General features: G+C 69.1%; 28 protein-coding genes and 1 riboswitch. Of the genes, 11 read left to right on the top strand and 17 right to left on the bottom strand.

Translation table 11 applies throughout. From position 1 onward, the window contains the following. Positions 1-86: 86 nt before the first annotated feature. Complete coding sequence (locus tag ACLJQ7_RS24285) at positions 87-773, top strand: hypothetical protein (protein WP_340682151.1); 687 nt, start codon at positions 87-89, stop codon at positions 771-773. A gap of 177 nt (positions 774-950) precedes the next feature. On the opposite strand, the gene ACLJQ7_RS24280 is transcribed toward ACLJQ7_RS24285, so the two are convergent. Together ACLJQ7_RS24280 and ACLJQ7_RS24275 are read right to left on the bottom strand one after the other, a co-directional pair. Next, positions 951-1,778: an aldo/keto reductase gene (locus ACLJQ7_RS24280; RefSeq protein ID WP_410650466.1), complete on the bottom strand. Its 828-nt coding sequence runs from the start codon at positions 1,776-1,778 to the stop codon at positions 951-953. A gap of 48 nt (positions 1,779-1,826) precedes the next feature. Continuing rightward, the gene (locus tag ACLJQ7_RS24275) at positions 1,827-2,654 is read right to left on the bottom strand and encodes a helix-turn-helix domain-containing protein (RefSeq protein WP_410650465.1); all 828 of its coding nucleotides are present in this window, start codon (positions 2,652-2,654) and stop codon (positions 1,827-1,829) included. A gap of 114 nt (positions 2,655-2,768) precedes the next feature. Here ACLJQ7_RS24275 and ACLJQ7_RS24270 point away from each other — a divergent pair, with 114 nt between their 5' ends. Continuing rightward, entirely contained in the window at positions 2,769-3,131 is a 363-nt protein-coding gene (locus ACLJQ7_RS24270) for a nuclear transport factor 2 family protein (RefSeq protein WP_410650464.1), read from the top strand. 3 nt (positions 3,132-3,134) lie between these two features. Here the strand turns inward: ACLJQ7_RS24270 and gcvP are convergent, their stop codons facing one another. After that, positions 3,135-6,014 carry an aminomethyl-transferring glycine dehydrogenase gene (gene gcvP, locus ACLJQ7_RS24265; protein WP_410650463.1) on the bottom strand — a complete coding sequence of 960 codons (2,880 nt, stop codon included), beginning with the start codon at positions 6,012-6,014 and terminating at the stop codon, positions 3,135-3,137. A gap of 170 nt (positions 6,015-6,184) precedes the next feature. Next, a riboswitch (glycine riboswitch) is annotated at positions 6,185-6,286 on the bottom strand. 46 nt (positions 6,287-6,332) lie between these two features. After that, positions 6,333-6,914 carry a MerR family transcriptional regulator gene (locus ACLJQ7_RS24260; RefSeq protein WP_005150040.1) on the bottom strand — a complete coding sequence of 194 codons (582 nt, stop codon included), beginning with the start codon at positions 6,912-6,914 and terminating at the stop codon, positions 6,333-6,335. Positions 6,915-7,211: 297 nt separating this feature from the next. On the opposite strand from ACLJQ7_RS24260, the gene ACLJQ7_RS24255 reads away from it, so the two are divergent. After that, positions 7,212-7,826, top strand: coding sequence for a TetR/AcrR family transcriptional regulator (locus ACLJQ7_RS24255; RefSeq protein WP_410650462.1), 615 nt, complete (start codon positions 7,212-7,214; stop codon positions 7,824-7,826). A 384-nt stretch (positions 7,827-8,210) separates the two neighbouring features. Here the strand turns inward: ACLJQ7_RS24255 and ACLJQ7_RS24250 are convergent, their stop codons facing one another. The 6 genes from ACLJQ7_RS24250 to ACLJQ7_RS24225 all read right to left on the bottom strand — a co-directional run bounded on the left by ACLJQ7_RS24250 (position 8,211) and on the right by ACLJQ7_RS24225 (position 11,617). Next, on the bottom strand, positions 8,211-8,684 hold the full coding sequence (locus ACLJQ7_RS24250; protein ID WP_005150031.1) for a bifunctional nuclease family protein: 474 nt from the start codon (positions 8,682-8,684) through the stop codon (positions 8,211-8,213). Positions 8,685-8,904: 220 nt separating this feature from the next. Beyond that, positions 8,905-9,675 (bottom strand): MerR family transcriptional regulator, encoded by a 771-nt coding sequence (locus ACLJQ7_RS24245; RefSeq protein ID WP_410650461.1) that lies wholly within the window; start codon positions 9,673-9,675, stop codon positions 8,905-8,907. Then, a complete protein-coding gene (gene garA / locus ACLJQ7_RS24240) occupies positions 9,672-10,139 on the bottom strand; it encodes a glycogen accumulation regulator GarA (RefSeq protein ID WP_005150023.1) in 468 nt (155 codons plus the stop codon). Before garA ends, ACLJQ7_RS24245 begins: the two co-directional genes overlap by 4 nt. Positions 10,140-10,264: 125 nt before the next feature. Continuing rightward, on the bottom strand, positions 10,265-10,648 hold the full coding sequence (gcvH, locus tag ACLJQ7_RS24235) for a glycine cleavage system protein GcvH (RefSeq protein ID WP_192744476.1): 384 nt from the start codon (positions 10,646-10,648) through the stop codon (positions 10,265-10,267). Between the two features lie 62 nt (positions 10,649-10,710). After that, positions 10,711-11,346 carry a CDP-alcohol phosphatidyltransferase family protein gene (locus tag ACLJQ7_RS24230; protein WP_410650460.1) on the bottom strand — a complete coding sequence of 212 codons (636 nt, stop codon included), beginning with the start codon at positions 11,344-11,346 and terminating at the stop codon, positions 10,711-10,713. 37 nt (positions 11,347-11,383) lie between these two features. Continuing rightward, on the bottom strand, positions 11,384-11,617 hold the full coding sequence (locus tag ACLJQ7_RS24225; protein WP_410650459.1) for a hypothetical protein: 234 nt from the start codon (positions 11,615-11,617) through the stop codon (positions 11,384-11,386). Between the two features lie 307 nt (positions 11,618-11,924). Here ACLJQ7_RS24225 and ACLJQ7_RS24220 point away from each other — a divergent pair, with 307 nt between their 5' ends. Beyond that, positions 11,925-12,434: a hypothetical protein gene (locus ACLJQ7_RS24220; protein WP_410650458.1), complete on the top strand. Its 510-nt coding sequence runs from the start codon at positions 11,925-11,927 to the stop codon at positions 12,432-12,434. Between the two features lie 23 nt (positions 12,435-12,457). Beyond that, complete coding sequence (locus ACLJQ7_RS24215) at positions 12,458-12,835, top strand: hypothetical protein (protein ID WP_410650457.1); 378 nt, start codon at positions 12,458-12,460, stop codon at positions 12,833-12,835. A 25-nt stretch (positions 12,836-12,860) separates the two neighbouring features. On the opposite strand, the gene ACLJQ7_RS24210 is transcribed toward ACLJQ7_RS24215, so the two are convergent. Then, positions 12,861-13,292 carry a hypothetical protein gene (locus ACLJQ7_RS24210; RefSeq protein WP_410650456.1) on the bottom strand — a complete coding sequence of 144 codons (432 nt, stop codon included), beginning with the start codon at positions 13,290-13,292 and terminating at the stop codon, positions 12,861-12,863. Beyond that, complete coding sequence (locus ACLJQ7_RS24205) at positions 13,289-14,224, bottom strand: hypothetical protein (RefSeq protein WP_410650455.1); 936 nt, start codon at positions 14,222-14,224, stop codon at positions 13,289-13,291. The genes ACLJQ7_RS24210 and ACLJQ7_RS24205 overlap by 4 nt, the downstream gene beginning before the upstream one ends. 108 nt (positions 14,225-14,332) lie before the next feature. Between ACLJQ7_RS24205 and ACLJQ7_RS24200 the strand changes: the two genes are divergently transcribed. Genes ACLJQ7_RS24200 through ACLJQ7_RS24185 form a run of 4 tightly spaced genes read left to right on the top strand, consistent with a single transcriptional unit; the run spans position 14,333 to position 18,097 of the window. Further along, the gene (locus ACLJQ7_RS24200; RefSeq protein ID WP_410650454.1) at positions 14,333-15,301 is read left to right on the top strand and encodes an adenylate cyclase; all 969 of its coding nucleotides are present in this window, start codon (positions 14,333-14,335) and stop codon (positions 15,299-15,301) included. 2 nt (positions 15,302-15,303) lie between these two features. Further along, positions 15,304-16,278, top strand: a complete 975-nt coding sequence (locus tag ACLJQ7_RS24195) for a hypothetical protein (RefSeq protein ID WP_410650453.1) — start codon at positions 15,304-15,306, stop codon at positions 16,276-16,278. Then, positions 16,275-17,468: an adenylosuccinate synthetase gene (locus ACLJQ7_RS24190; protein WP_410650452.1), complete on the top strand. Its 1,194-nt coding sequence runs from the start codon at positions 16,275-16,277 to the stop codon at positions 17,466-17,468. Before ACLJQ7_RS24195 ends, ACLJQ7_RS24190 begins: the two co-directional genes overlap by 4 nt. Continuing rightward, on the top strand, positions 17,465-18,097 hold the full coding sequence (locus ACLJQ7_RS24185) for an NUDIX domain-containing protein (RefSeq protein WP_410650451.1): 633 nt from the start codon (positions 17,465-17,467) through the stop codon (positions 18,095-18,097). The genes ACLJQ7_RS24190 and ACLJQ7_RS24185 overlap by 4 nt, the downstream gene beginning before the upstream one ends. A 5-nt stretch (positions 18,098-18,102) precedes the next feature. Here the strand turns inward: ACLJQ7_RS24185 and ACLJQ7_RS24180 are convergent, their stop codons facing one another. From ACLJQ7_RS24180 to ACLJQ7_RS24170, 3 genes are all read right to left on the bottom strand, one after another. Next, positions 18,103-18,861: a D-Ala-D-Ala carboxypeptidase family metallohydrolase gene (locus tag ACLJQ7_RS24180; RefSeq protein ID WP_410650450.1), complete on the bottom strand. Its 759-nt coding sequence runs from the start codon at positions 18,859-18,861 to the stop codon at positions 18,103-18,105. Between the two features lie 744 nt (positions 18,862-19,605). After that, on the bottom strand, positions 19,606-21,309 hold the full coding sequence (locus tag ACLJQ7_RS24175) for an AMP-binding protein (protein ID WP_410650449.1): 1,704 nt from the start codon (positions 21,307-21,309) through the stop codon (positions 19,606-19,608). 40 nt (positions 21,310-21,349) lie between these two features. Next, entirely contained in the window at positions 21,350-22,192 is an 843-nt protein-coding gene (locus tag ACLJQ7_RS24170) for a crotonase/enoyl-CoA hydratase family protein (protein ID WP_410650448.1), read from the bottom strand. A 128-nt stretch (positions 22,193-22,320) separates the two neighbouring features. Between ACLJQ7_RS24170 and ACLJQ7_RS24165 the strand changes: the two genes are divergently transcribed. After that, positions 22,321-23,208: an alpha/beta fold hydrolase gene (locus ACLJQ7_RS24165; RefSeq protein WP_410650447.1), complete on the top strand. Its 888-nt coding sequence runs from the start codon at positions 22,321-22,323 to the stop codon at positions 23,206-23,208. Then, positions 23,198-23,752, top strand: a complete 555-nt coding sequence (locus tag ACLJQ7_RS24160; protein WP_410650446.1) for a GNAT family N-acetyltransferase — start codon at positions 23,198-23,200, stop codon at positions 23,750-23,752. Before ACLJQ7_RS24165 ends, ACLJQ7_RS24160 begins: the two co-directional genes overlap by 11 nt. Here the strand turns inward: ACLJQ7_RS24160 and cobA are convergent. Both cobA and ACLJQ7_RS24150 read right to left on the bottom strand, forming a co-directional pair. Next, positions 23,722-24,957: a uroporphyrinogen-III C-methyltransferase gene (gene cobA, locus ACLJQ7_RS24155; RefSeq protein ID WP_410650445.1), complete on the bottom strand. Its 1,236-nt coding sequence runs from the start codon at positions 24,955-24,957 to the stop codon at positions 23,722-23,724. The two genes, ACLJQ7_RS24160 and cobA, sit on opposite strands and share 31 nt — an antisense overlap. Positions 24,958-25,011: 54 nt before the next feature. Further along, positions 25,012-25,419 (bottom strand): ankyrin repeat domain-containing protein, encoded by a 408-nt coding sequence (locus ACLJQ7_RS24150; protein WP_410650444.1) that lies wholly within the window; start codon positions 25,417-25,419, stop codon positions 25,012-25,014. Between the last annotated feature and the right edge of the window lie 47 nt (positions 25,420-25,466).

Here is a 25,466-nt window from a genome sequence, read left to right as displayed (position 1 = left end):
CATTCCCCGTAACATCCTCCCCTGTTAGAGTGATAACGGTTTGATTGCATACGCAGCGCGAGCGCGCACGTTTCGAAAGGACAACGATGGGGCGACACAGCGTGGCCGAGGAGCCGGTGCCGCATCCCCTCGACCCGCCGAAGCGGCCTCAGGGTCGCGGTGAGGCGACCGGTTCACACCGGATCGTCGGGAAGAAGGCCCCGCGGCGCCGGATCGCCAAGTGGCCGATCGCCTGCCTGGTCCTCGTGGTCCTGGTCGCGATCGGCGTCTTCGGCTGGAACTGGGCCGACGGCGAGCTCAACACCCGCGCCGAAGCCCAGGCCAAGGCGTGCAGCGCCGGTGACACCCCGATGCGGATCATCGTCACCCCCAGCATCGAGAAGCCCGTGCGAGCGGCGGCCGAGCGGTGGAACAACGCCGCGACCGTGGTCCGCGACCACTGCGTGGTCATCCAGGTCGACGCGCTGTCCTCCGCTTCCGTGCTCGACGGCCTCGTCGGCCGGACCAACCTGGACTCCATCGGCGGTCTCCCCGCCGCCTGGATCCCCGAGTCCACCTACTGGGTGACGGAGCTGAACACCGCCAAACCCGAATTGGTCGGTTCGCCCGCCCAGTCGGTCGCGACGGCGCGTTCGGCCGACTACCCGCTCGTCGGGCTTGCCGGTAAGAGCATCGACGAGGTCCAGATGCGCGCCTCGCAGACGTTCCGGCAGTACCTGCAGCAGCCCGCCCAGCAGGCCGACTTCGCCGCCGCGGGTATCAAGGCCACCTGAGTCTCCGAACCACGGGAAAGGCCCCTTCGCCGCTCGGGAAGGGGCCTTTCCCGTACCTCGAGTGTCAGGCTTCCGGGGAGCGCCCTGGCGCCCTCACAGGCGTTGCGAAAGCCACTTTCGCAACGTTGAAGGTTGCAAAAGTGGCTTTCGCAACCTCTTGCCCGGGTCCGTGAAGTCCTAGACCAGGTCGAAGGTGTCCGGGTCCGGGCCGGTGCGCGTCCCGTCGTCGAACTCGGCGAGGGCCGCGAGATCGTCTTCGGCGAGTTCGAAGTCGAAGACGTCGAAGTTCTCGCGAATCCGGGACGGCGTCACGGATTTCGGGATCGCGACCGTGCCGAGCTGCAGATGCCAGCGCAGCACCAGCTGTGCCGGGCTCTTGCCGTATTTGGCCGCGAGGGCGGTCAGCGTCGGATCCGAGAGCAGCGATCCCTGCGCGAGCGGGCTCCACGCCTCGGTGACGATGCCGTGCTCCGCGTGGAACTCCCGCAGCTCCTTCTGCTGGAGCCGCGGGTGCAGCTCGACCTGGTTGACCGCGGGCACGATCCCGGTCTCGTCGAACAGCCGCCGCAGATGCGGGACGTGGAAGTTCGACACCCCGATGGCGCGCGCCCGGCCGTCCGCGTAGAGCTTTTCCAGCGCCCGCCAGGTTTCGACGTACTTCCCGCGGGTCGGCATCGGCCAGTGGATCAGGTACAGGTCGACGCGGTCGAGGCCGAGTTCCGCGAGGCTCGCGTCGAACGCACGGAGCGCCTCGTCGTAGCCGTGGCCCGGATTCGGCAGCTTCGTGGTGATGAACAGTTCGTCGCGGGGCACGTCCGATGAGCGGATCGCCTCGCCGACGCCGGCTTCGTTCCGGTACGACGCGGCGGTGTCGATGCTGCGGTACCCGGCCTCGATGGCGGTCCGGACGACCTTGGCCGTGTCGCCCGCGGGCACCTGCCAGACGCCGAAACCGAGTCGGGGGATGGCTACCTCGTTGTTCAGGACGACGGAAGGCACGGCCATGGAAGCGGAATCCTCACTGGGGTTTGTGGCAGGGCTTCTTGTCCCGCATCATTCCACCCCGCGTGCGGCGTACGCGCGAAGATATTCGGCCGTGTCCGCGTCGGCGGGGAAGAACGACTCGATCACCAGCTCGGCGACGGTGACGTCCAGCGGTGTCCCGAAGGTCGAGACCGTGCTGAAGAAGGTGAGTTCGGCGTCCTCGTGCCGCAGTTTCAACGGGACGAAGATGTCACCCGGACCGGGGACCTCCACCTCGGGGACGGGATCCGCGCACGGATAGGCGACCAGTTCCTCCAGGAGCGCGGTCAGCGCCGGGTCGGCCGTCTGGGTCACCTGCCGCCGCAGCCTGTCGAGCAGGTGAGCGCGCCACTCCCCCAGGTTCAGCACATGCGGCGCCATGCCGTCCGGATGCAGCGTCACCCGCAGGACGTTGACCGGTGGCGTCATCAAGGCGGGCGAGACCAGGCCGGTCATGATCGAGATGCTCGCGTTGGCGTCGACCAGGTTCCACCAGCGGTCGGCGACGGCGGCCGGGTACGGCTCGTGGCTGGTCATCAGCTGCCGGACCGCCTTGCGGACCGCCGCCATTTCCGGGGCACCGAGGCCGCTTTCGGCGTACGCGGGTGCGTAACCCGCGGCCAGCAGCAGCTGATTGCGTTCCCGCAAGGGCACCTCCAGATGTTCGCCGAGCCGCAGCACCATCTCGCGGCTGGGCTTGGACCGGCCGGTCTCCACGAAGCTCAGGTGCCGGGTGGAGATATCCGCCGAGATGGCGAGATCCAGCTGGCTGATCCGGCGGCGGTCACGCCATTCGCGCAGCAGTTCGCCGACGGGGCGGCCCGCGCGGCTCGCGGTCACTGTGGTCGTCACGATCACGAACCTACGGGCCCTCGCGCGGGGCCGCCATTACCTCCCGCGTAATCGACGAGACCCACCCTCGGCCGACAGAGTTGCGGCATCGGTTACCCCACAACAGAACGAGGAGACACCATGTCGGACATCCAGCGCGTCGCCGAGCAGTACATCGCCGTGTGGAACGAGACCGACGCGGACAAGCGCCGCGCGCTCGTCGCCGAAGTGTTCACCGAGGACGCCACCTACACCGATCCGCTCGGCGCGGTCACCGGTCATGACGGTGTCGACGGCTTCATCGCCGGCGCCCAGGCCCAGTTCGCGGGCCTGAAGTTCAGCCTGCCCGCGGCTCCCGACGCACACCACGACATCGCGCGTTTCCAGTGGTATCTCGGCCCGGAGGGCGCGGAAGAGCCGCTGGCGATCGGCTTCGACGTCATCACCGTCGAGGACGGGCGGATCAAGCAGGTGCTGGGCTTTCTCGACAAGATGCCCGGCTGATCCTCAGGCGAAGGCCTCCGGTGGTGGGCAGGAGCAGACGAGGTTGCGGTCCCCCGCGGCCCCGTCGATCCGCCGCACCGGAGGCCAGATCTTCGACGCGGTGAACCCGGCCGGGAAGACCGCGATCTCCCTGCTGTACGCCCGATCCCACTCTCCCGCGAGACAGCGCGCGGTGTGCGGGGCGTTGCGCAGCGGGCTTTCGGCCACCGGCCACTCCCCCGCGGCGACCTTCTCGATCTCGCCACGGATCGCGATCATCGCGTCGCAGAACCGGTCGAGTTCGCCGAGGTCCTCGCTCTCGGTGGGCTCGACCATGAGCGTCCCCGCGACCGGGAACGACATCGTCGGCGCGTGGAGGCCGTAGTCGGCCAGCCGCTTGGCGACGTCGTCGACCGTGACGCCGGTCCGTTTGGTGATCGCGCGGAGGTCGAGGATGCATTCGTGCGCCACGAGTCCCTCGTGCCCGGAGTACAGCACCGGATAATGCGCGCCGAGACGTTTGGCGACGTAGTTGGCGTTCGCGACCGCGGTCAGCGTCGCGCGCCGCAGGCCGTCCGCGCCCATCATCCGGACGTAGGCCCAGGAGATCGGCAGGATCGACGCGCTCCCCCACGGCGCGGCACTGATCGGGCCCACGCCGGTGGCCGGGCCGGCGTCCGGTTGCAGCGGGTGGTTCGGCAGGTACGGCGCCAGATGCGCGCGGACGCCGATCGGCCCGATGCCCGGACCGCCGCCACCGTGCGGGATGCAGAAGGTCTTGTGCAGGTTGAGATGGGAGACGTCGGCGCCGAACTTCCCGTACTGCGCCACTCCGATCAGCGCGTTGAGGTTCGCGCCGTCGACGTACACCTGACCGCCCGCGTCGTGCACCAGCGCGCAGACCTCGCGAACGGTGTCCTCGTAGACACCGTGCGTCGACGGATAGGTGATCATGATCGCGGCGAGGTCGTCCGCGTGCTCGTCCACAGTGGACCTGAGGTGGCCGAGGTCGATGTTGCCCTCGTCGTCGCATTTGACGACCACCACGCGCATCCCGGCCATGACCGCGCTGGCCGCGTTCGTCCCGTGCGCGCTCGACGGGATCAGGCAGACGTCGCGCGCGGTGTTCCCGCGTTCGCGATGATAGGCGCGGATCGCCAGCAGTCCGGCGAATTCGCCCTGGCTGCCGGCGTTCGGCTGCAGGGAAACCGCGTCGTACCCGGTGATCCCGGCGAGCCACCGTTCCAGGTCCTTCACGACGGTGAGCAGACCGGCCGCGTCCTCGGCGGGCGCGAACGGGTGCAGACCGGCGAACTCGGGCCAGGTGATCGGCTCCATCTCGGCCGTGGCGTTGAGCTTCATCGTGCAGGAGCCGAGCGGGATCATGCTCCGGTCGAGCGCGACGTCCTTGTCGGACAACGACCTCAGGTACCGGAGCAGCGCCGTCTCCGAGCGGTGCGCGTGGAAGACCGGATGCGTCAGGTAGTCGCTGGTACGGCGCAGATCCGGTGGGAAGCCGTCCGCGGTGTCCGCGTCGAGCGAGTCCACATCGGACACCGCGACCCCGAACGCCTTCCACACCAGGGATAGATGCTCTCGGGTCGTCGTCTCGTCGCAGGCGACGGCGACGTGGTCGGAGTCCACGAGCCGTAGGTTGACCCCGAGTTCCCGGGCGGTGGCGACGATCCCGGTCGCGCGGCCCGGGACGGCGACCATGACGGTGTCGAAGAACTCGCAGTGCACGACGTCGACACCGCTCTCGGCGAGCCCCGCCGCGAGCACGGTGGCCATCCGGTGCGCGCGGTTCGCGATGGTGCGCAGGCCTTCGGGACCGTGGTAGACCGCGTACATCGACGCGATCACCGCCAGGAGCACCTGGGCGGTGCAGATGTTGCTCGTCGCCTTCTCCCGGCGGATGTGCTGCTCGCGGGTCTGGAGCGCGAGCCGGTACGCGGGCGCGCCGTCGGCGTCCTTCGACACCCCGACCAGCCGTCCGGGCAACTGCCGTTCGAGTCCCTGCCGGACGGCGAGGTACGCCGCGTGCGGCCCGCCGAAGCCCATCGGGACCCCGAACCGCTGCGTGGAACCGATCGCGACGTCGGCGCCGAGCTCACCGGGCGACCGCAGCAGGGTCAGCGCCAGCGGATCCGCGGCCATCACCACCGCCGCGCCCAGCGCCTTGGCCTCGGCGATGGTGTGGTCCCATTCGCGGACGACGCCCGACGCGCCCGGATACGACAGCAGCACTCCGAAGAAGTCGCCGCCGAGCCCGAGCCCGGTGATGCCCTGGGACAGATCCGCGGTCACCAGCTCGATACCGAGCGGTTCGGCGCGGGTGCGCAGGACCTCGATCGTCTGCGGAAGGGTGTCCTCGTCGACCACGAACCGGTTCGACTTCGCCTTGCCCGCCCGGCGGACCAGCGTCATCGCCTCCGCCGCGGCGGTCGCCTCGTCCAACATCGAGGCGTTGGCGATCGGCAGGCCGGTCAGATCGGAGACCATGGTCTGGAAGTTCAGCAGCGCTTCGAGCCGGCCCTGCGAGATCTCCGGCTGATACGGCGTGTACGCGGTGTACCAGGCCGGGCTCTCCAGCACGTTCCGGCGGATCACCGGCGGGGTCACGGTGTCGTGGTAACCGAGGCCGATCATCTGGACCATCGGCCGGTTGCGCGCGGCCAGCGCGCGGAGTTCGGCGAGTGCGCCGGTCTCGGTGGCGGGCGGGGGCAGATCCGGCGGTGACGCGGACTCCCGCAGCGACGCCGGGACGGCCCGCTCGGCGAGTTCGTCCAGGGAGGCGACGCCGACGACGTCGAGGATACGCGCGAGTTCTTCGGGGCCGGGGCCGATGTGCCGGTCCGCGAACGGGGTTCCGGATTCCAGAGCGGCCAGTGAAACGGGCTCCATCGGGGACCTCCCAAGACGCGGGGGTGGGGCCGGGACGATTGTCCTGGCCCTCCCCACTCTGTCCGTACCCCCGAGGGGGCGCCTGAGAGTTTCGCCCGAGTGTTGAGCCGGGCTTGCACCGTCGGCGGGGCCGCCAGGCTGTGACCTGGCGAACCACTTTCCAGAGGCGTCTCTTCCGCGCGGTCCAGGGTGCCTGAGAGGTTCCGGGGAGGACTTGCTCCTTCGGCGCCGAGCTCAACGGTTATCGGCTCGGTCTCTCCCGCGCGGATTCGTCGACCGCGGAAGTGAGCCTACCCTGTCGCCCGCGCGGCCTCATGATCAGCCGGTGCGACGGGCGTTACGGCGCTGCGTGAGCTCGTCCGGCGTGACCGTTTCGATCACGCCGCCGTCGGCCCGCTCGGCCGGGAACTCGTGGATGGTGCCACTGATCTCCTGCATCGCTCCGCTGACCGCGATCCCGAAGACACCCTGGCCGCCCTGGAGTAAATCGACGATCTCCTCGGGTGAGGTGCACTCGTAGACGGTGGTGCCGTCGGAGAACAGGGTCACCTTGGCGAGGTCACGGACGCCGCGTAGGCGCAGGTGGTCGACGGCGACGCGGATGTTCTGCAGGGAAACACCGGTGTCCAGCAGCCGCTTGACGACCTTCAGGACGAGGATGTCCTTGAACGAGTAGAGCCGCTGCGAACCGGAGCCGTGCGCCGTGCGGATACTCGGCGCGACCAGCTTCGTGCGGGCCCAGTAGTCGAGCTGCCGGTAGGTGATCCCGGCGATCTGGCAGGCGGCGGGACCGCGGTAACCGACGAGTTCGTCCGGGAGGGAAGAGTCGGGGAACAGCTCGCCCTGCTCGCCGTCAGCGACCGGAACGAGCGGCTCTTGAGGGCTACCAGCCTCGACCACGCCATGCCTCCCCTCGCCCGACCTGGCGGCCGGCGAACAAAGCCGCGCGAACCCACGTGAGTCCGCACCGGAGTTCCTCGTCAAGACGAATGCCCCAGACATCCGAATCACACCTTGGCGATTCACCTTCATTGACGGTAAGCGCGTCCGGCAAAGCGGTCAACGCGACGCGCGGTCCACCTCAAGCTCTTCTTGAGGCTTGTCGAGCTCAGTCCCCCGATCGGCGGCACGGTTGCGGGTTTTACTCAACCGTGTTATTTTTTACTCATGCAAGTAACTCCCTCTACCCAGACCGCCATGCAAGAGGTCCAGGCGGAGCTGGGACTGTCGGTCACCGAGGCGGCCCGGCGGGCCCAGATCATCGGAGCCACGATCGCGACGATCTCCGACCTCGGCTACCACAAGACGTCGTTCGCGAAGATCAAGGAGCGGGCCGGCCTGTCCAGCACCCGGATCATCTCGTACCACTTCACCAACAAGGCGGGCCTGATGCAGGCCGTGGTCACCACCGCGACCGGCATGAAGGACAAGTTCCTCGAGGAGCGGATCCAGGGCACGACCGACCGGGCCGGGCTGCTGCGCGGCTACATCGAATCGGAGATCGCGTTCCTCGGTTCGTACCCGGAACTGGTGCGGGTCATGGTCGAGATGGGTTCGAGCGGCTCGGACGCCGAAGGCTGGTTCATGTCGGCGCCGCTGGTCGAGGAGTTCCGGACCGGCCGGCTCGAACGCCAGCTGCGACAGGGACAGCAGGAAGGCGCTTTCGGCGACTTCGCGGCCGACGTGATGGCGCTGTCGATCGCGCAGGCCATCGACGGTGTCGCGGCGAAGTTCGCGGGGGATCCGAAGCTGGACCTGGAGCGGTACGGGCGGGAACTGGCGGACCTGTTCGTCAAGGCGACCGCGGCCTGAGTCGTGAGTGGTCGTTCGCACGGGTGGCGGTTTCTCCCGGGTGCGCGTTCCGTGAAGGCCTCCTTGAGGGACTCTGGGTCCCTCAAGGAGGCCTTCACGGACTCGGCCATCGGCACGTGCGCCCCACCAGCGCCAGCGGGTGCGCGTGAACGACGCGATACACAGGCAGGGGGAGGGCGCTACTCACGACCCGCCCCACGCACCAGGAGTCACAGCGGCCGTGCGCGCCCGTCGCCAAGGACAATCGCCTTCGCGCCATGGCCGAAGTACATGAAGGCCCCCTTCCTTGCGCTAGACGCAAGGAAGGGGGCCTTCATGTACTTCAAGCGCGGCCGTCGCGGACGCATTCAGAGGACTAAACGCACGTACGGCGAAGTCTCAAGATCAGGTGTCCGCGCCGCGGAAGTCCTCCGGCGAGACCGAGTCGAGGAACTCGCGGAACTTCTCGACCTCGTCCTCCTGCTCGTCGGGGATGATGAGACCCGCTTCCTCCAGCACCGCGTCCACGGCGTGGATGGGCACCCCCACGCGCAGCGCCAGCGCCACCGAATCGCTCGGTCGCGCCGAAACCCGGATGTCCCCGTCGAAGACCAGCTCCGCGAAGAACGTGCCTTCCTTCAGATCGGTGATGACGACCTGCTCCAGCTCGCGGCCCAACGCTCCGATGACCTCCTTGAGCAGGTCATGGGTGAGCGGACGGGCCGGGCGGACTCCCTGCTGCTCCAAGGCGATGGCGGTGGCCTCGACCGAGCCGATCCAGATCGGCAGGTAACGCTCGCCTTCGGTTTCCCGCAGCAACAAGATCGGCTGATTCGCGGGTAGCTCCACCCGCACGCCGACGACGCGCATCTCGCTCATCGGGCTTCGCCTCCCTCTCGTGCGCACGGGCTGCAACGCTTGTCTCGACGACCAAGCGACGGCAGTCCCGACGCTACCCGTCTTCCGAGCGCTGTGCTCGCTGTCTCCGACATTCTCGGTTCGCCCGTGGCAAACCCGACTCTCACGGTACGGCATAGGGTGCCGAACATTCAGGCATTGACAAGTGGCCGCACAACGGCTCCCGGTCGCCCGAAGCCGGTCAACCGCCCGTGACAGCCCGTATTCCCGCCTTCACCAAGAGCGTGTGCAACGCCACGGTCAAGGCGGCCAGCTCCCGGACGACCTCGTCGCCCCTCGCCTGGGCGTCCTCGTCACGATGCCGATACACCGGGGTCACGATCTGCTCCAGCAGGCCGACCTCGCGATCCGCCGCGGCCCGGAAGGCACGCAGATGTCTCGGCTCGATACCGAATTCGGTCATCGCTTTCACGGTCTTCGCCACGAGGACCGCGTCCGAGTCGAAGAACCCCGCCGCTCCCGGGCGGACGAGACCGTATTGCCGCAGCTCAGCCAGGGTGGCGGCGTCGATTCCGGCCTGGCGGAGCAGATCTTCCTCGGTCAGCCTGATCTCACGATCGGTCTCGAAGTCCCCCGGGGACGGCAGTCCGCCGTTCTCTCCGGGGGCGTCGAGTGACACGAGTTTCCGCGGCAGCCGTGGCATCGCCGCGGTGTGCTCGGCGGGCGCGGCGCCCTGATCGGCCGCGTCCAGCTGTTCCTTGATGACCTTCAGCGGAAGGTAGTGATCCCGCTGGGCGGACAGGACGAATCGCAACCGCTCCACGTCCGCCGGAGCGAACTGCCGGTACCCCGACGGGGTCCGGCCCGGCTGGACCAGACCCTCCGCCTCGAGGAACCGGATCTTGGAGATGGTGACATCGGGGAAGTCGCCGCGCAGCTGTGCCAGCACGGCCCCGATGCTCAACCCATCGCGCTGCGACGCATCCCGATCAGGCCGCCCGGCCGCCGTCACCGTGCCCCCTGGCCCCCGTGACCCGGGCCGGTCAGGAAGACCAGGCGGAACTTGCCGATCTGCACCTCGTCGCCACCGGCGAGGACGGCCTGGTCGACCGGCTCGCGGTTGACGTAGGTGCCGTTGAGGCTGCCGACGTCGATGACGACGAACTCGCCGCCCTCACGGCGGAACTCGGCGTGCCGCCGGGAGACCGTGACGTCGTCGAGGAAGATGTCGCTGTCCGGGTGCCGTCCCGCGCTGGTGGTGTCGCGGTCCAGCAGGAAGCGCGAACCCGCGTTCGGGCCCCGCTTGACGACCAGCAGGGCGGAACCCGCGGGCAGCGCGTCCACACCCTGGACGGGGGCCTCGGCAGCCGGAGGAGCCTCAGTGCCTTCGACGTCGGCCAGGAAGTCGGCCCGGAAGACAGAAGTCCGCTCCGGAGACTGCTCCGGGGGAACGCCGGGCCCGTCGTTCGTGCTCACCTGAGCTCTCCTAACGCATGTGTGTTGCCACTACTCAAGAACGTGTGGAGGTCAAACGTACCGTGCCTGATCGAATCTCCGGCCCGCGGCTCCCCCTACTCTTCCCGAAGAGCCGCGGCCTGCGGCTATTCCTTGATCAGGGCCTGGTACGCCTCGGCCTCCAGCAGGGATTCCACCGAGCTCGCGTCGTCGAGCCGGAGTTCGATCAGCCAGCCCTCGCCGTAGGGGTCGCTGTTGATCAGCTCGGGAGACTCGGTCACCGCGTCGTTGACCGCGACCACCTCGCCGTCGAGCGGGGCGAACAGCTCCGAAACGCTCTTGGTCGACTCGACCTCGCCGAACGCGTCGCCGGCGCCGACCTGCTTGCCGACCTCGGGAAGCTCGACGAACACCACGTCACCGAGCTGGTCCTGGGCGTACTCCGTGATGCCCACGCGCACGAGCCCGCCGTCGCGCACGGAAACCCACTCGTGCTCCTCGGTGTACCGCAGTTCTTCTGGAGTGGACAACGCCGCTCCCCTTTCTCAGCCCTCACTCGAAACCGACGCGCGCAGTTTCGCATCCCGCCGGGTCACGCGCCCGCCGCCTCCCGCAACTCGCCGGGTTCGGCCGTTCGCAGCGCCCGCACCGTCTGGACGACGTACAACACGCCCGAATAGACGTACAGGACCGCGCCCCACGCCGTGAAGGCGTATCCGATCGGCCGGGCGATCGCGGCGATGTCGGATCCGCCCTGGGTGAGCAGCAGGAGCGGGAAGGCGTACATCAGCACGAAGGTGGCACCCTTGCCGATGTAGGTGACCTCCGGCGGGGCGAATCCGCGATGCCGCAGCAGCAGCACGCAGACGCCGAGGACGGCCTCGCGGACGACCAGCGGTACCACCAGCCACCACGGGATGATGTCGCGGATCAGGAACGCGATGAGGGTCGCGAGGATGTAGAGCCGGTCGGCGGCGGGGTCGAGCAGCTGGCCGAGCCGGGACATCTGGTTGAGCCAGCGGGCGAGTTTGCCGTCGAGCCAGTCGGTGAGTGCGCTGAACACGAGCAGCGCGAGCGCCCAGCCGTCCTCCTTCGGGCCGAGGAGCAGCCACAGGAAGACCGGCACCCCGGCGAGCCGGAGGATCGAAAGCATGTTGGGAACGTTCAGGGCCTGCCGCAGCAAGGAGGGTTCTTCGCTGGTCACGCTCGGTTCGGGGGGCGTACTCACCCGCTCAGCCTATCCAGCGGCGGCAGATCCTCCCCCGTCAGCTGGCCCGGGTGTGGGTCCAGCCGCGGCGTTGCAGGTCCGCGCTGGTCAGCGCCACGGGCCTGCCCCGGTGGTCGGTGCCCATCCAGCGGTTGTGGCCGGCGGAGGTCTCGAGGACGTACGGGCGGCCGCCACACCAGACGACGGTGCACGGTGCCGTCGGTGGCAGCTCCGTGCTCGCCGGTGCGGTGGCCTCGGGTGACGCGGGGTCGGTCTGTTCGTCGGTCTTCATCACTCTCACGGTTTCGTGACGGGGACTGGGACACGCCGGAGCGCTACCTTTGTTTTCGGCAGAACGGGGCCCCGCGTTAACGGATCCGGCGTGGATTCGTCCGATCGGTTCGCGACGACAGGAGGGTGTTGTCGCGCTGTGAACGGCATGTTAATCGTCCACAATGGACAGTGATCGGGCGGTCCTCGCGTATCGCGGTGGCGGGGGCGCGATAGCCTCCCGCGAATCGAACGTGGCTCAATGCCACGGCATCGGGCCCGGCCGGGTCAGAATGGGCCGGCCACGACCGGCCGACGAAAGGATCGCCTTGCCCGTCTCGACGACCACGGGAACGTGGCGGCGCCTGTTCGCGGCCTGTGCCGTTACCGGGACGCTCGCCGCCTGTTCGGGCGAAGATCCGCCACCGCCTGTCACCTCGATGTCGGTCTCGCCGCCCACACACCTCACCGCGGTGTCCAGCGTGCCGGTGCCGCCGATCCCGTCGCAAACCGCGCCGAGCCCGTCCGCCGCCCCGTCTCCCGCTTCCTCGCTGAGATCCGCTGAACCGGTACAGGGTTCGTGCGGCACGGTCACCGCGGCCAGCGGGCTGACCCTGCAGGTGCTCAACGGCCCCGGGGTCTCCTGCGCGGACGCGACCGGGATCGTCGGTTCGTTCCACAAGAGGATCGCCGGACGGCAGTCCGCGGGCTCGGACGAACCGGTCAGCGAGACCGTGGACGGCTGGCTGTGCGTCTCCGGCGCTCCCGCCGCACAGGGCGGAACCAGTTGCAGCAAGGGCGAACAGAACGTGTTCGCCGCCGTAGTCCCCGTCGAATGAACCATCCTCGAGAAGAAGGGCCCATGAAAAGCCTCGCCGTGCTCCCCGCCGCGTTCGCCGTCGTCCTGCTGAGCGGTTGCGGCGCCGATCCCGCTCCCGCGGCCGCGCCCGCGCCGTCCTCTCCCGCCGCGACCTCGGCGCCCGCCGGCACACCATGCGGAGAAGTCGCCGGGCTCCAGGGCGTGAAGAACAAGGTCGTCGCGCACGGAAAAACCGACTGCGCCGAAGCGACCCAGGTGCTCACGGACTACTTCACCAAGCTGACACCCGCCGAAGCCGCTTCGCCGCAGGGCCCCGGTCCGGTGGTGATCGGCGCCTGGACATGCGGGAGCGGGCCGAATGATCCGGTGACGAGTTGCTCGACCGAGGACGAGCGGCAAATCGAAGCGACGCGTTTCTGAGGCTCGGGCGGCGAACCGCGCCGTTTCAGTCCTCGCGACGCCGCTTGCCCACGTCCAGCCGGTACAGGACGGCGCCCACGATCACCATGCCGAGGAGAAGGAGACCCAGCGCCCCGCCCGCCGAGACCTTCCACACCAACGGCGATCTCGACGCGTAGGCGAATCCGTCACCGGCGAAGACCGTGTCTCCCGCCGCGATCTCCTCGCCCAGGATCCGGCCGCCCCCGGCACGGCCGTCGGCGAAGCGCCATTTCCCGGAGCAGTAGGGGGTTTGGCCGTTCACCGCGGATCCCTCCGAGGTGCATCCCGAGATCTCGGTGACCGTGACGTCCTCGCCGGCGCTCAGTTCACCGATGCTGGAACCGAGGAAGCCCCCGACGATTCCGAGGAACACCAGAAACGGGAGAACGATCGAAAGCGTCAGGGAACGACCGCCGGATTTCCTTTCGGCGGTCATCGGAGCCTCAGCAGGACTTCGCGGTCGAGTTCGCCGACGAGAAGGTACTCGGGCCGATATCCGGGCGGGACCACGAAACAGACGAGACCCGTGGTGCCGTCGAAAGCGCCGGGAGCACCCGCGCAGTCCTTGACCCGTTCCGGCTCACCGTGTTCGTCGGCCGACAGCGCCAGTGCCGTGCCACCGAGGCGGGACGCCTCGATCCGCAAGGTGAGGACGTGGAATCCGCTCAACCACGCTTCGGCTCCTTCGGGCGGCCCGGGCCTGCTGTCGAGCACACGCACGGCCGCCTCCCCGGAGACGGCGGTCTGTCCACGGGCGAACACCGGCGGCGGTCCCCATAGGTCGCGCCGGAGTTCCCAGAAATTCGGGACCGGGCCGGCCGCCTTGCCGTAGGCCGTCCCGCCGAACCCGACCGGCGTCAGCACGACGAACGCGGCGAAGGCCAGCCCGGCAAGAAAGGGCAGCGCCTTTCGCGCGATCCCTGGTCTCGCCACTTTGACCAGCACGATGGCCGCGAGCGCCAGCAGCGCCCAGCCAAGGGACATCGCCGTGATCTTCTCCCAGGGATGGTGGGCTTCCACGACGTCGGTGGCCCCGCGCACGGACAGAACCCGGTCCGTCACCGACGAAAGCCGGGCGACCACTGGATCAGCAAGGCCGAACACGTCTCGTGTCGGCACTTCGATCGCGCGGCCGTCTTCGGCGATCGCCAAGACCTCGTAGGTGGTGTGCGGGCCGTTCTGTCCTTCGGTGGTCTTGGAGTTCCACTCGGAGATCACGGCACGTACGTCGTAAGTGCCGGACAGCCCTTCTACTGACCATCGTCCGGCGAAGGCCGCGATGGCCCCCCAGACGATCCCGATCACGAACGCGATGATCACCGCGTTCGTCCGCTGCCCGTCTTTCCGATCCAGTTCCCGGAAGACCACCAACACCCCCTGCCCGGCTCGGCCAGCCTATGGGCCGAGGCCGCCGCGCGGCACGGGATTTGTACCCACCCCTTGCGATCCGAAGTAAGAGTCGTCTAGACTCAAACTATGCTCACCAGGGAAGACGCCGTGACGATGATCGAGAACACGGTCGACGCGGCCGCTCTGTTCGCCCGCCATCGCTACCGCGAGCTGGCGGCCGTGCTCCACCCCGACCGCAACCCCGGCGACGAGCGCGCCCACCGCGCCGCCGCCACCCTCAACCGCCTCCACGACGACTGGAAACGCGCCGGACGCCAGACCGTCACCACGGCGACGTCGGCGTACACCCTCACCTCGCCGTACGCGGTGGGCAGCGTCGCGACGACCTACCGGACCACCGGGCCCTATCTGGTGAAACTCGTCCGCGACCCGGTGCTCAACCCGCTGATCCACGCCGAGTGGGCGGCCCTGCGCACGCTCGACGGCTTCACCGAACGGCACCGATGGCTGCGGCCCTATTACCCGCGGCTGCTGGACACTTCGGGTCCGGTGGCCAGGGGCGACCGCGCGTTCAGCGTCCTCGATCCGCTCGTCGACGGGTTCGTCACCCTCGCCGACATCGGGAAAGCCTTTCCCGGCGGGCTCGACGGCCGCGACTACGCGTGGATGCACCGGCGCCTCCTGCGGGCCGTGGCGGGCGCCCATCGCGCGGGTGTCGTCCACGGCCACCTCACCGCGGACAACGTGCTCGTCCATCCCGGACAGCACGGCATCGTCGTCGTCGGCTGGTCCTTCGCCGTCGAAGACGGTGCGCTCCCGCTCGCGGCGGACAAGTCCGTCGACTATCCGCCGGAAGTCCACAAAGGACTACCGATGACCGCGGGCACCGACGTCCACATGCTTCACCACATGATGCTGAACCTCCTGGCACCGAACGAAGTTCGCCAACGCGAGTTCGCGATCTGGTGCACACAGGAGGCCCCGGCACAACGACCCGACGCCGCCGATCTCCTCGACGAGTACGACGCGCTGCTCGACGACCTGTACGGCCCCCGCACCTTCCGACCCTTCACCATCCCCGAGACAGGAGCCTGACCATGGGACACGGACACTGGGACGACAACGCCTACGCCGCCGCGAAGACTTTCCGGCGGGCCAAGGGCGAGGACGACTTCGGCTACACCGCCGATCTGCGCTCCAGACCCGCGAAAGACTGGAAGGTCGCACCCGCGCTCGACCCGCTGAACGCCGTCCGGGAATGCCGGGATTCGGCCGACCACAGCGATTCGACGCCGATCGCGGTGCTGTTCGACGTCACCGGCTCGATGCGCCGGGTGCCACGGGTCATGCAGGGCAAGCTCGGCAAACTGCACGGCCTGCTGAAGCGCCGGGGCTACTTGACCGACCCGCAGGTCCTGTTCGGCGCGATCGGCGACGCCGACAGCGACCGGGTTCCGTTGCAGGTCGGGCAGTTCGAATCGGACAACCGGATGGACGAGCAGCTGCGCACGATCTTCCTCGAAGGCGGTGGCGGCGGGCAGAAGAGCGAGTCCTACGAACTGGCCGCCTACTTCATGGCCCGGCACGTCGTGACCGACGCGTGGCAGAACCGTGGCCGCAAGGGGTATCTGTTCATCATCGGCGACGAGCTGAACAAGCCGGCGCTGGAAGCTCGCCACATCCGCCGGGTGATCGGGGACGACGTGCGGGAGGACATCGACCCGGCCTCGGTCTACCGGGAGCTGGCCCGCAAATGGCACGTCTACTTCGTGCTGCCGAACCAGTCGTCGTACTACAACGACCCGGAGATCGGCGAACACTGGAGCGGTCTGTTGGGCCAGAACTTCCTGAAGCTCGACGATCCCGGCGCGGTGTGCGAACTGATCGCGGCCACCATCGGGCTGGAAGAGCGGGTCGTCGACGTCGACCGGGCGCTCGCCGATCTCGCGGACGTCGGCTCGGTCGCCGAAAGCAAGGCGGTCGGCAAGGCGCTGGCGAAGCTGGGTACCAAATCGGTCGTCACCTCGGCGGTACCGGAGCCGGGCGGGCCGAGCGACGTGGTGCTGCGATGAATCTCCTGGACGGACACGTGGTGGTGGTCGGGCTCGGCTTCGGCGACGAAGGCAAGGGCGCGGTGGTCGACGCGCTCTGCGCCGCCCGGCCCACCACCGCCGTGGTCCGCTTCAACGGGGGCGCGCAGGCCGCGCACAACGTCGTCGTGGCCGGGCGGCACCACACGTTCAGCCAGTTCGGGGCGGGCACGTTCGCCGGCGTGCCCACCCATCTCTCGCGGTTCGTGCTGGTCGAGCCGTTCGCGCTGGCCGCGGAAGCGCGGCGGCTCGAAGCGGTGGGCGTCCGGAATCCGCTCTCGTTGCTGAGCGTGGACGGCCGCGCCCTGCTCACGACCCCGTTCCACATCCACGCCAACCGGGCAAGGGAGGAAGCCCGGGGCGCGAACCGGCATGGCTCGTGCGGGAAGGGCATCGGCGAGACCGTCTGGTACTCGCTGCTGCCCGGGGCCGCGCCGGGTGACGTGGTGGAGAGCCAGGAGGTGATCGGGACGCCGGGGGAAGCGCCCACGGTCGCCGACTGCGCTCGGCCGTCGGTGCTGCGGCGCAAGCTGGACGCGCTCGCGCGGTTCTACGCCCCGCTCGCCACGCCACCGCACAGCGTGGACGAACTGGTGGCGCTGTACCGCGATTTCGCGGACGCGGTGCGGATCACCGACGGGGGCGAAACGAGACGGCTGGCGAATTCCGGGCGGCTGGTCTTCGAGGGAGCGCAGGGGGCTCTCCTCGACCAGCACCACGGATTCCACCCGCATACGACCTGGTCCACCACCACCCCGCACAACGCCCGCGCACTGCTGGGCGGACGCCCGCACGCCGTCCTGGGGGTCACGCGGACGTACCTCACCCGGCACGGCGCGGGCCCGCTGCCGACCGAGTCCGCCGCCGTACTCGCCCGTTTTCCGGAGGCGCACAACGAAACCGGCGAGTTCCAGGGCGCGTGGCGGGCGGGCCATCTCGACGCGGCCCTGCTGGAGTACGCGATCGCGGCCTGCGACGGCGTGGACGCACTCGCGGTGACCCACCTCGACGCGACCGGGCTGAAGGTCGTACCCGAGGACGGCTCCCCCGCCGTCGACCTTCCGGATCCGCTGGCGTGGTTCGGCGAGCGGCTGCCGGTGGCCGTCGCCGGGTACGGCCCGGACAGGGCCGGTTACCGGGTGACGGAGGCAAGGTCGACAATCAACGCGTGATCGAGTCGACGCCGGTGTCCGTTGACGTGCTCGTGGTGCGGTTCGCGCCCGGCACCAGGAAAGTGCTGCTGGGAACCGCGCCGCGAGCCGCCGAGCCTTTCGCGGGGGAACTCGCCTTGCCCGGCGTGCTGCTCGGCCTCGGGGAACGGCTGAGGGAGGCGGCGCACCGGGCGGTGGTCGGCAAACTCGGCCTGCCGTCCGACGCGCTCTCGGCGACGGGACAGCTCGCCACCTTCGACGAGCCGAACCGTGACCCTCGCGGTCCCACCCTCTCCATCGCCTTGTGGGCCACGGTGGATCCCGCCCTCGACGTGCCGGGGAACGTGGTGTGGGCTCCGCTGGACGAGGTCCCGCCGCTGGCGTTCGACCACGACCGGATCGTGGCGGACTGCCGCCCGATGCTGGCCGAACGGCTGTGGCGGGACGTCGCCTTCACCGCCGGGCTGCTGGGCCCGATCTTCACCACGGCCCAGGCGCTGGACGCCACCGAAGCGCTCACCGGGGACCGCCCCTATCCGGCCAACCTCGGCCGGACGATGGAGCGGATCCCCGGTCTGCGGCGCACCACCGAACACGCGGCCGCCCTCCCCAAGGGAGGACGGCCGCCGTCGTTGTGGCGCTGGGAGTGACGAGGTCAGATCCCGCAGGAGGACGCCGACCAGAACCGGGTGGACCGGTGTGCCACGTGGGTGTGATCGTCGTGCCCGGGGTAGCCCGGGCCGAGGATCTCACTGAACCCGTGGTTGCGGGCCTGCTTGGCCAGCCCGCAGAAGCCCTGCGAGCCCGCGCCGAGGTCCACCGCGTCGCCGTAGAGGTGACGGCTGTTGGTCGCCCCGCCGACGGCGTTGTTGCAGGCGACACTGCGGAAGCCGCCGTTGACGTCGATCGGCCGGTCGCCCATGGCGTGCCGCATCGCCTGCAGCTTCCACATCGAGACCAGCGCGTTGGCCTTCGCCGTCGCCGCTGAGACGTTGCCGCCCGACCAGTCGGAGTTGCACCGGTTCAGTTCGGCGTAGGTGAAGTTGACCGGCGTGCAGTCGTCGTCCTGCAACGCGTAGAGCTTGGTGAACGTGGCCGATCCGGCGATGCCGTCCGCGCCCAGCCCGTACGCCTGCTGGAACCGGGTGACCGCGGCCTTGGTGCCCGCGCCGAACTGGCCGTCGATGGCGAGTACGCCCCCGTAGCCGGGGTATCCGGCGACGCGGATCTGGAGTTGTCGGACGTCTTCACCGGATGCTCCCTCGGACAACGTGCGTCCCCAGGAGTAACAGGCGTCGGCGACGGACACTTCGCCCGCCGTCACCGGGCCCGGATCGGCGGCGGCCGGGGTGGCCACCGCGGTACCGAGCCCGGCCACCAGGGCGAGCATCGGCAGGAGGATACGAATGCGCATGACAGGAACACCTTTCAAGCAGGGAAGGTGAGACCCGTGACCCCCACGGGTTGTCAACGATTCACTGCCGAGGATGCTAACCCGGTTCTGGTTACCGCGCTGTGGGTCGTTCGACCCACACGGGCCTTGGTGGGCCCGTCGAACGGCTGGTGCGAGGTAGGGCGTTCTGGCGTGTCGCGAAAGTGGCTTTCGCGACACGGCGTCGCTGGTCAGGCCTGCACGGGATCCGGGGCCGCCCGTGCGTCACCAGGGACCACATCGGAGAGTGGTGAAGGCTTCCTTCCCTACGCTGAGGGTCAGCGACCCGGCAAGATCGAGATGGTGGCTCAGCGGTCCCGAGCACTCTCGGGCGGCTGAATGTACGGTTCCGCGGAGAAGTCGTGAGTGGTAAAGGGCGTTAGAGCGACACAAAACACTCACGACCGCCTCGCAAGGGCGCGCAAACCGCACGAATCGGGCACCGTGCCTCGATTCGAGTCCCTTATGGACAGTCGAGATCCAGATCTCTTGGCTGAGACCGCTCCTGCGAACCCCACCACGATCCGCCTCCGCGGCGCAGACCAGCAGCTATGCGACTTGCCGAGACCCTGGCGCCTAGCGCAGTGAAGAAGTCCTTCACGGACCGGTGTGCGCGGTGACCCCACGCCCCTTGCTGGACGGCCACCGGAAGTACATGATGGCCCCCTTCCTCGCGCCTGGCGCAAGGAAGGGGGCCATCATGTACTTGACCATGGCAGCGAGCGGTCAGCCCTTCAACTCCGGGAAGTCCTCCTCGCGGAACTCCCCCGCCGGCCGTCCGTCGGCCTCGTTCTCCCGTCCGCGCAGTTCGACGCGCCGGATCTTGCCGGAGATCGTCTTCGGCAGTTCGGTGAACTCCAGCCGCCGGATTCGCTTGTACGGAGCCAAATGCTCCCGGCAGAAGGCCAGGATGGACACCGCGGTGCCGGCCGTCGGCTCGTGCCCGTTCGCCAGGACGACATACGCCTTCGGCACCGCGAGCCGGATCGGGTCGGGCGCAGGGACGACGGCCGCTTCGGCGACGGCTTCGTGTTCCAGCAGGACACTTTCCAGCTCGAACGGTGAGATCCGGTAGTCCGACGCCTTGAAGACGTCGTCCGTGCGGCCCACGTAGGTGATGTAGCCGCGTTCGTCGATCGAGCCGACGTCCCCGGTGTGGTAGAAGCCGTTCGCGAAGGCCGCGGCGGAACGCTCGTCGTCGTCCGCGTACCCGGCCATCAACCCGACCGGCCGCTTGTCGAGGTCGAGGCAGATCTCGCCCTCCTGCGCCCGTTCGCCGGTGACGGGGTCCACGAGCGCCACGGTGAAGCCGGGCAGCGGGCGGCCCATCGACCCCGGCACGACGTCCTGCCCCGGCGTGTTGGCGATCTGGACACTGCTCTCCGTCTGCCCGAAACCGTCGCGAATCGTGACGCCCCAGGCCTTTTCGACCTGGTCGATCACTTCGGGATTGAGTGGTTCGCCCGCGCCGACCACCTTGCGCGGCGGCGTCTTCAGCACGGTCAGATCCGCTTGGATGAGCATCCGCCACACCGTCGGCGGCGCGCAGAAACTGGTGATGCCGCACCGGTCCATCTGCGCCATCAAGGCGACCGCGTCGAACCGCGCGTAGTTGTGGAGGAACACCGTCGCCTCGGCGTTCCACGGCGCGAAAACGTTGCTCCACGCGTGTTTCGCCCAGCCGGGCGAGGAGATGTTGAGGTGGACGTCGCCGGGCTCGAGCCCGATCCAGTACATTGTGGACAGATGACCGACCGGATACGAGACCTGCGTGTGCTGCACCAGTTTCGGCTTCGCGGTGGTCCCTGACGTGAAGTACAGCAGGAGCGGGTCTTCCGCCGCCGTTGGGCCGTCGGGCGTGAAGGTTTCCGGTTCCTCGTAGGCGTCCGCGAAGGACCGCCAACCCTCGACCGGATCACCGACGGCGATGCGCGTGTAGTCGCCCTCTACGTTCTCGAACTTGTGCGCGTCGACGGACCGGATCACCACGTGTTTCGCCGCGCCCCGCTCGACCCGGTCGGTGAGGTCCGCCGGGCCGAGCAGGGTCGAGGCCGGGATGATGACGGCGCCCAGTTTGATCGCGGCGAGGATCGTCTGCCACAGCTCGCCCTGGTTGCCCAGCATCAGGATCAACCGGTCGCCCCTGGCCACGCCGAGCGAGCGCAGCCAGTTCGCGACCTGGTCGGACCGCCGCGCCATCTCCGGATAGGTCCAGCGGTTCTCGATGCCGTCCTCTTCGACGATCCACAGCGCGTACCGGTCCTGGTTGGCCGGGTCGGCCGCGACGACGTCGAACCAGTCCAGCGCCCAGTTGAACTCGGCGGGCCGGGGCCAGGTGAAGTCGCGATAGGCGGTTTCGTAGTCCTCGCGATGGGCTAGCAGGTAGTCCCGTGCCTCGCGGAACGTGCGGTATGCCTCCGAAGCGCTCACGATCGTCCTCCTGGTCCGCTGCTAGGGCCGCCGGTTCTTTCTACTCTCCCTTGAACTCGGGCGCGCGGCGCTCGAGGAAGGCCTGCACGGCCTCGCCGAGGTCCTTGCTGGGCAGGAACGCCGCGTTCCAGGCCGAGACGTAGCGCAGGCCGTCCGCGACCTGGCGTTCGGTGTTGGCCGAGAGCACGTTCTTGGTGCCCTGCACGACCAGCGGCGGATTCGTGGCGATCTCGGCCGCCAGCTTGCGGGCTTCGGCCAGCAGGGTGTCCTGATCCGCGTAGACGTCGTTGACCAGGCCGATCTTCTCCGCGCGGGCGGCGTCGATGTCCTTGCCGGTCAGGGCCAGTTCGCGCAGGTGTCCCTCGCCGATGATCGGCGCGAGCCGCTGCAGGCTGCCGAGGTCGGCCACGATCGCGACCTTGACCTCGCGCACGCTGAACTTCGCGTCGGCGCTCGCCAGGCGGATGTCCGCGGCCGCGATCACGTCGACACCGCCCCCGATGCACCAGCCGGAAATGGCCGCGATGACCGGTTTGCGGCATTCCGCGATCGAGGACACGCTCGCCTGAAGGGTCTTGACCTCGTCGAGGAACTTCGTCCTCGGGCCCGCCAGCGCGTCGCCCCCGAGCATTTCGCCCCAGCTCGGCATCATGGCGGGCAGGTCGAGCCCGTAGGAGAAGTGCTTGCCGCTTCCGGTCAGCACGACCGCCCTGACACGGGAGTCCGCGTCAAGCGCACGGAAGACGATCGGCAGCTCACGCCAGAAATCGGGGCCCATCGCGTTGCCCTTGGACGGACCGAGCAGCGTCACTTCGGCGACGTGCCCGTCGATGTCCACCTTGAGCGAAACGAGATCGGGGAGACTGTCAGCTGTAGCGGTCATGAGGTCATCTTGACTCATGAGATTGACCGGTTGCCAACGGCCACTGTGCCACGGTGGCCGCGAGATGCTTTCCTGATACCGACGAGTACTACCGGTGAGTACCGACGATCGACGAAGGACGGTGGGACATGAGCCCGGCCAGCAGCGCCACCGCGGTCGCCGACCTGCCCGCTCCGAGCACCACGCGCGGGCGCGAACGATCCTCGCGGCCGATCGAGCTGTCGGGATCCTTCACCCATGAGGGTCACCGACTCGCCTACACCGAGTTCGGCTCCGGCGACCGGGTGGTCGTCCTCACCCACGGCATCATGCTGACGAGGCGGATGCACGCCCCGCTCGCCCGCAGGCTGGCACGGGCCGGTTTCCGCGTGGTGACCCTCGACCTGCTCGGGCACGGCGATTCGGACCGGCCCACCGATTCGTGGCTGTATTCGATGCCCGCGTTCGCCGAGCAGACCGTCGCGCTGCTCGACCACCTGGAGATCGACGCCGCCGTCATCGGCGGGACGTCACTGGGTGCCAATGTCGCGCTCGAAGTGAGCGTCGCCGCCCCCGAGCGCGCGCTGGGCCTGGTCGTCGAGATGCCCGTGCTGGACAACGCCATCGTCGCGGGGCTGATCACGTTCGCGCCGCTGCTCATGGCGGCCCGGTTCCTGCCGGTGACCGTGCAGGGGGTGGCGCTGGCGGCGAAACTCGTGCCGCACGGCAACCAGTGGGTCGACGTCGTCACCGACACGCTGTCCCAAGAGCCCGCACCGATGGCGGCGCTCCTGCACGGCGTGCTGTTCGGACGGATCGCGCCGCCCAAGTCCATCCGGCGGAAGATCGAGACCCCGGCGCTGGTCATCGGGCACGAGCGCGACCCGATCCACCCCTTCGGCGACGCCGACACGCTGGCCGCGGACATGCCCGCGGCCGAGTTCGTCCAGGCCCGCAGCCCGGTCGAGTTGCGTTTCGACCCGACCCGCCTGACCGAAGCCATCGCGGACTTCTCCGCGCGTTGTCATGACCGTTGAGCCGGTCCCGACCCGCGACGCGGAGGAACTGCGGACCGGGCGGTTGCTCCTGCGCCGCCCGGGCCCCGAAGATCTCGATGCGATCTTCGCCCTCCACACCGATCCGGAGGCCTGCGCGCACAACCCTTCGGACCTGGTGGAGACGCGTAAAGAGGCGGAGTTGCTGCTGCTCCGCTGGTCACACCAATGGAACCGGTACGGCTTCGGGTACTGGACGGTCCGGCGGCACGATTCGGCGGAACCGCTGGGATTCTGCGGGGTCAAGATCGTCGGTTTCCGGCGGCACCCGGTGCTGAACCTCTTCTACCGCTTCTTTCCCTCGTCCTGGGGTGCCGGATACGCCAGTGAGGCCGCCGCCGCGGCGGTGGACTGGGCCCGCGTCCACCGGCCGGACGACCTCGTGATCGCCCGCGTCCGGCCGGAGAACGTCGCGTCGCAGCGGGTCGCGCTGCGGGCAGGGCTGGTCCGGGCGGACGAGTTCGACTCGTCCGGCGACGACGGGACCGACTGGTTCTACGTCTCGAACCCCGCCTGCGAGGGTTGAGCCAGCCCCGCCACCGGGCCGAAGACGATCACCGCGGGCGGCCGTACCCCGGTCGTGGCGGCGTCTTCGACCACCTTGTCCAAAGTGGAGCGGAGAACCCGCTGCGTGCGCATGGTGCCGTCCTCGACGATCGCCACCGGCGTGTCGCCGGGCCGCCCCGCCTGAAGCGCCTTCGCGAACAGCGGCAGCCGCTCGACGCCCATCATCAACACGATCGTGCCGCGCATCTTCGCCAGCAGATCCCAGTCCACCAGCGACTTCTCGTCGTCCGGCGCGACATGACCGGACACCACCACGACCTCGTGGGCGACGCCGCGGTGGGTCACCGGGACGTCCGCCGCGGCGGGGACGGAGAACGCGCTCGTGATCCCGGGGACCATCGTCACCGGGATGCCCGCTTCGGCGCAGGCGAGGACTTCTTCGAAACCGCGGCCGAACAGGTAGGGGTCGCCGCCCTTGAGCCGCACGACGAACTTGCCTGCCTTGGCCCGCTCGATCAGGGTGGAGTTGATCACTTCCTGGCTGGCGGCGCGGCCGTACGGGATCTTCGCGGCGTCGACGATCTCCACGTGGGGTGCGAGTTCGTCGAGCAGTTCGCGCGGGGCCAGCCGGTCGGCGACGACGACGTCGGCCCTGGCGAGGAGACGGCGACCGCGGACGGTGATCAGTTCCGGGTCTCCGGGGCCGCCGCCCACGAGGGCGACACCCGGGAGCTCGTCGTGCGGGTCCGGGACGCGGCCGTCGGCGACGGTTCCGGCGCGAAGGCCGTCGAGGATGCTGTCCCGGACGGTGGCGGACCGCAGCGGCTCGCCGCCGGAGAGCACGCCGACCAGCAGCCCGCCGTGCCTGCCCGAGGCCGGGGTGACCGCGCTGCCGAGGTCCCCGTCGTCGGCGCGGACGCAGAACACCCGCGCGCGTTCGGCTTCGGCGCAGACGGCGGCGTTGACGTCGGGATCGTCCGTGCACGCCAGCGCGTACCAGGCGTCGGCGAGGTCGCCCTCGGCGTAGCGGCGCTCGTGCCAGACGATCTCGCCAGCGTCGGCCATGGCGCTCACCGACGGCGTGGTGTGCGGCGAGACCAGTTCGACCCGCGCGCCGGCACCGATCAACCGCGGCAGGCGGCGCTGGGCGACCGTCCCGCCACCGATCATCACGACACGACGGCCGGCCAGGTCGAGGCCGGAGAGGTAATGCGGGTCATCCATGCGGGGCAGTGTAAGGATTCAGCGCCCCGGACCGCGATCCGAGTGAGAACCGCCTCAGCTCTCCAGCAGCGCCAGCAGCTCGGTGTTGCCGAACATCCTGGCCGCGTCGATCGCCGACGGCTCCCCCGCCGTCGCGTCCGCGCCGCCCTTCAGGAGGGCCTTCACGACCTCGGGCTCGTTCTTGAACACCGCGCCTGCCAGCGGGCTCTGCCCACGATCGTTCTCGCGGTTCGGATCGGCGCCGCGGTCGATCAGCGCCGCGACGGTCTCGGCGTGACCGTGGTAGGCGGCGAGCATGACCAGCGTGTCGCCCCGATCGTTGGTCAGGTTTGCCGGAATGCCGGCGTCGACGTACGCGACGATCTCGGCCGTCGCGCCCGAGCGGGCGAAGCCGAACACCTTCGCCCATAACTCCAGCAGTTCGGGATCGAATTCCTCGGCCTGTCCGGCGTTCTCCGTCATGCGGCCGATTCTTCCACGCCGGACCGCGGTCCGGGCGGCGTCTCGCA

This window comes from Amycolatopsis sp. cmx-4-54, from assembly GCF_046548895.1.
Classification (GTDB): Bacteria; Actinomycetota; Actinomycetes; order Mycobacteriales; family Pseudonocardiaceae; genus Amycolatopsis.
The sequence above is the reverse complement of the archived record's forward strand: the minus strand, read 5'-3'. Positions and strand labels throughout refer to the sequence as shown.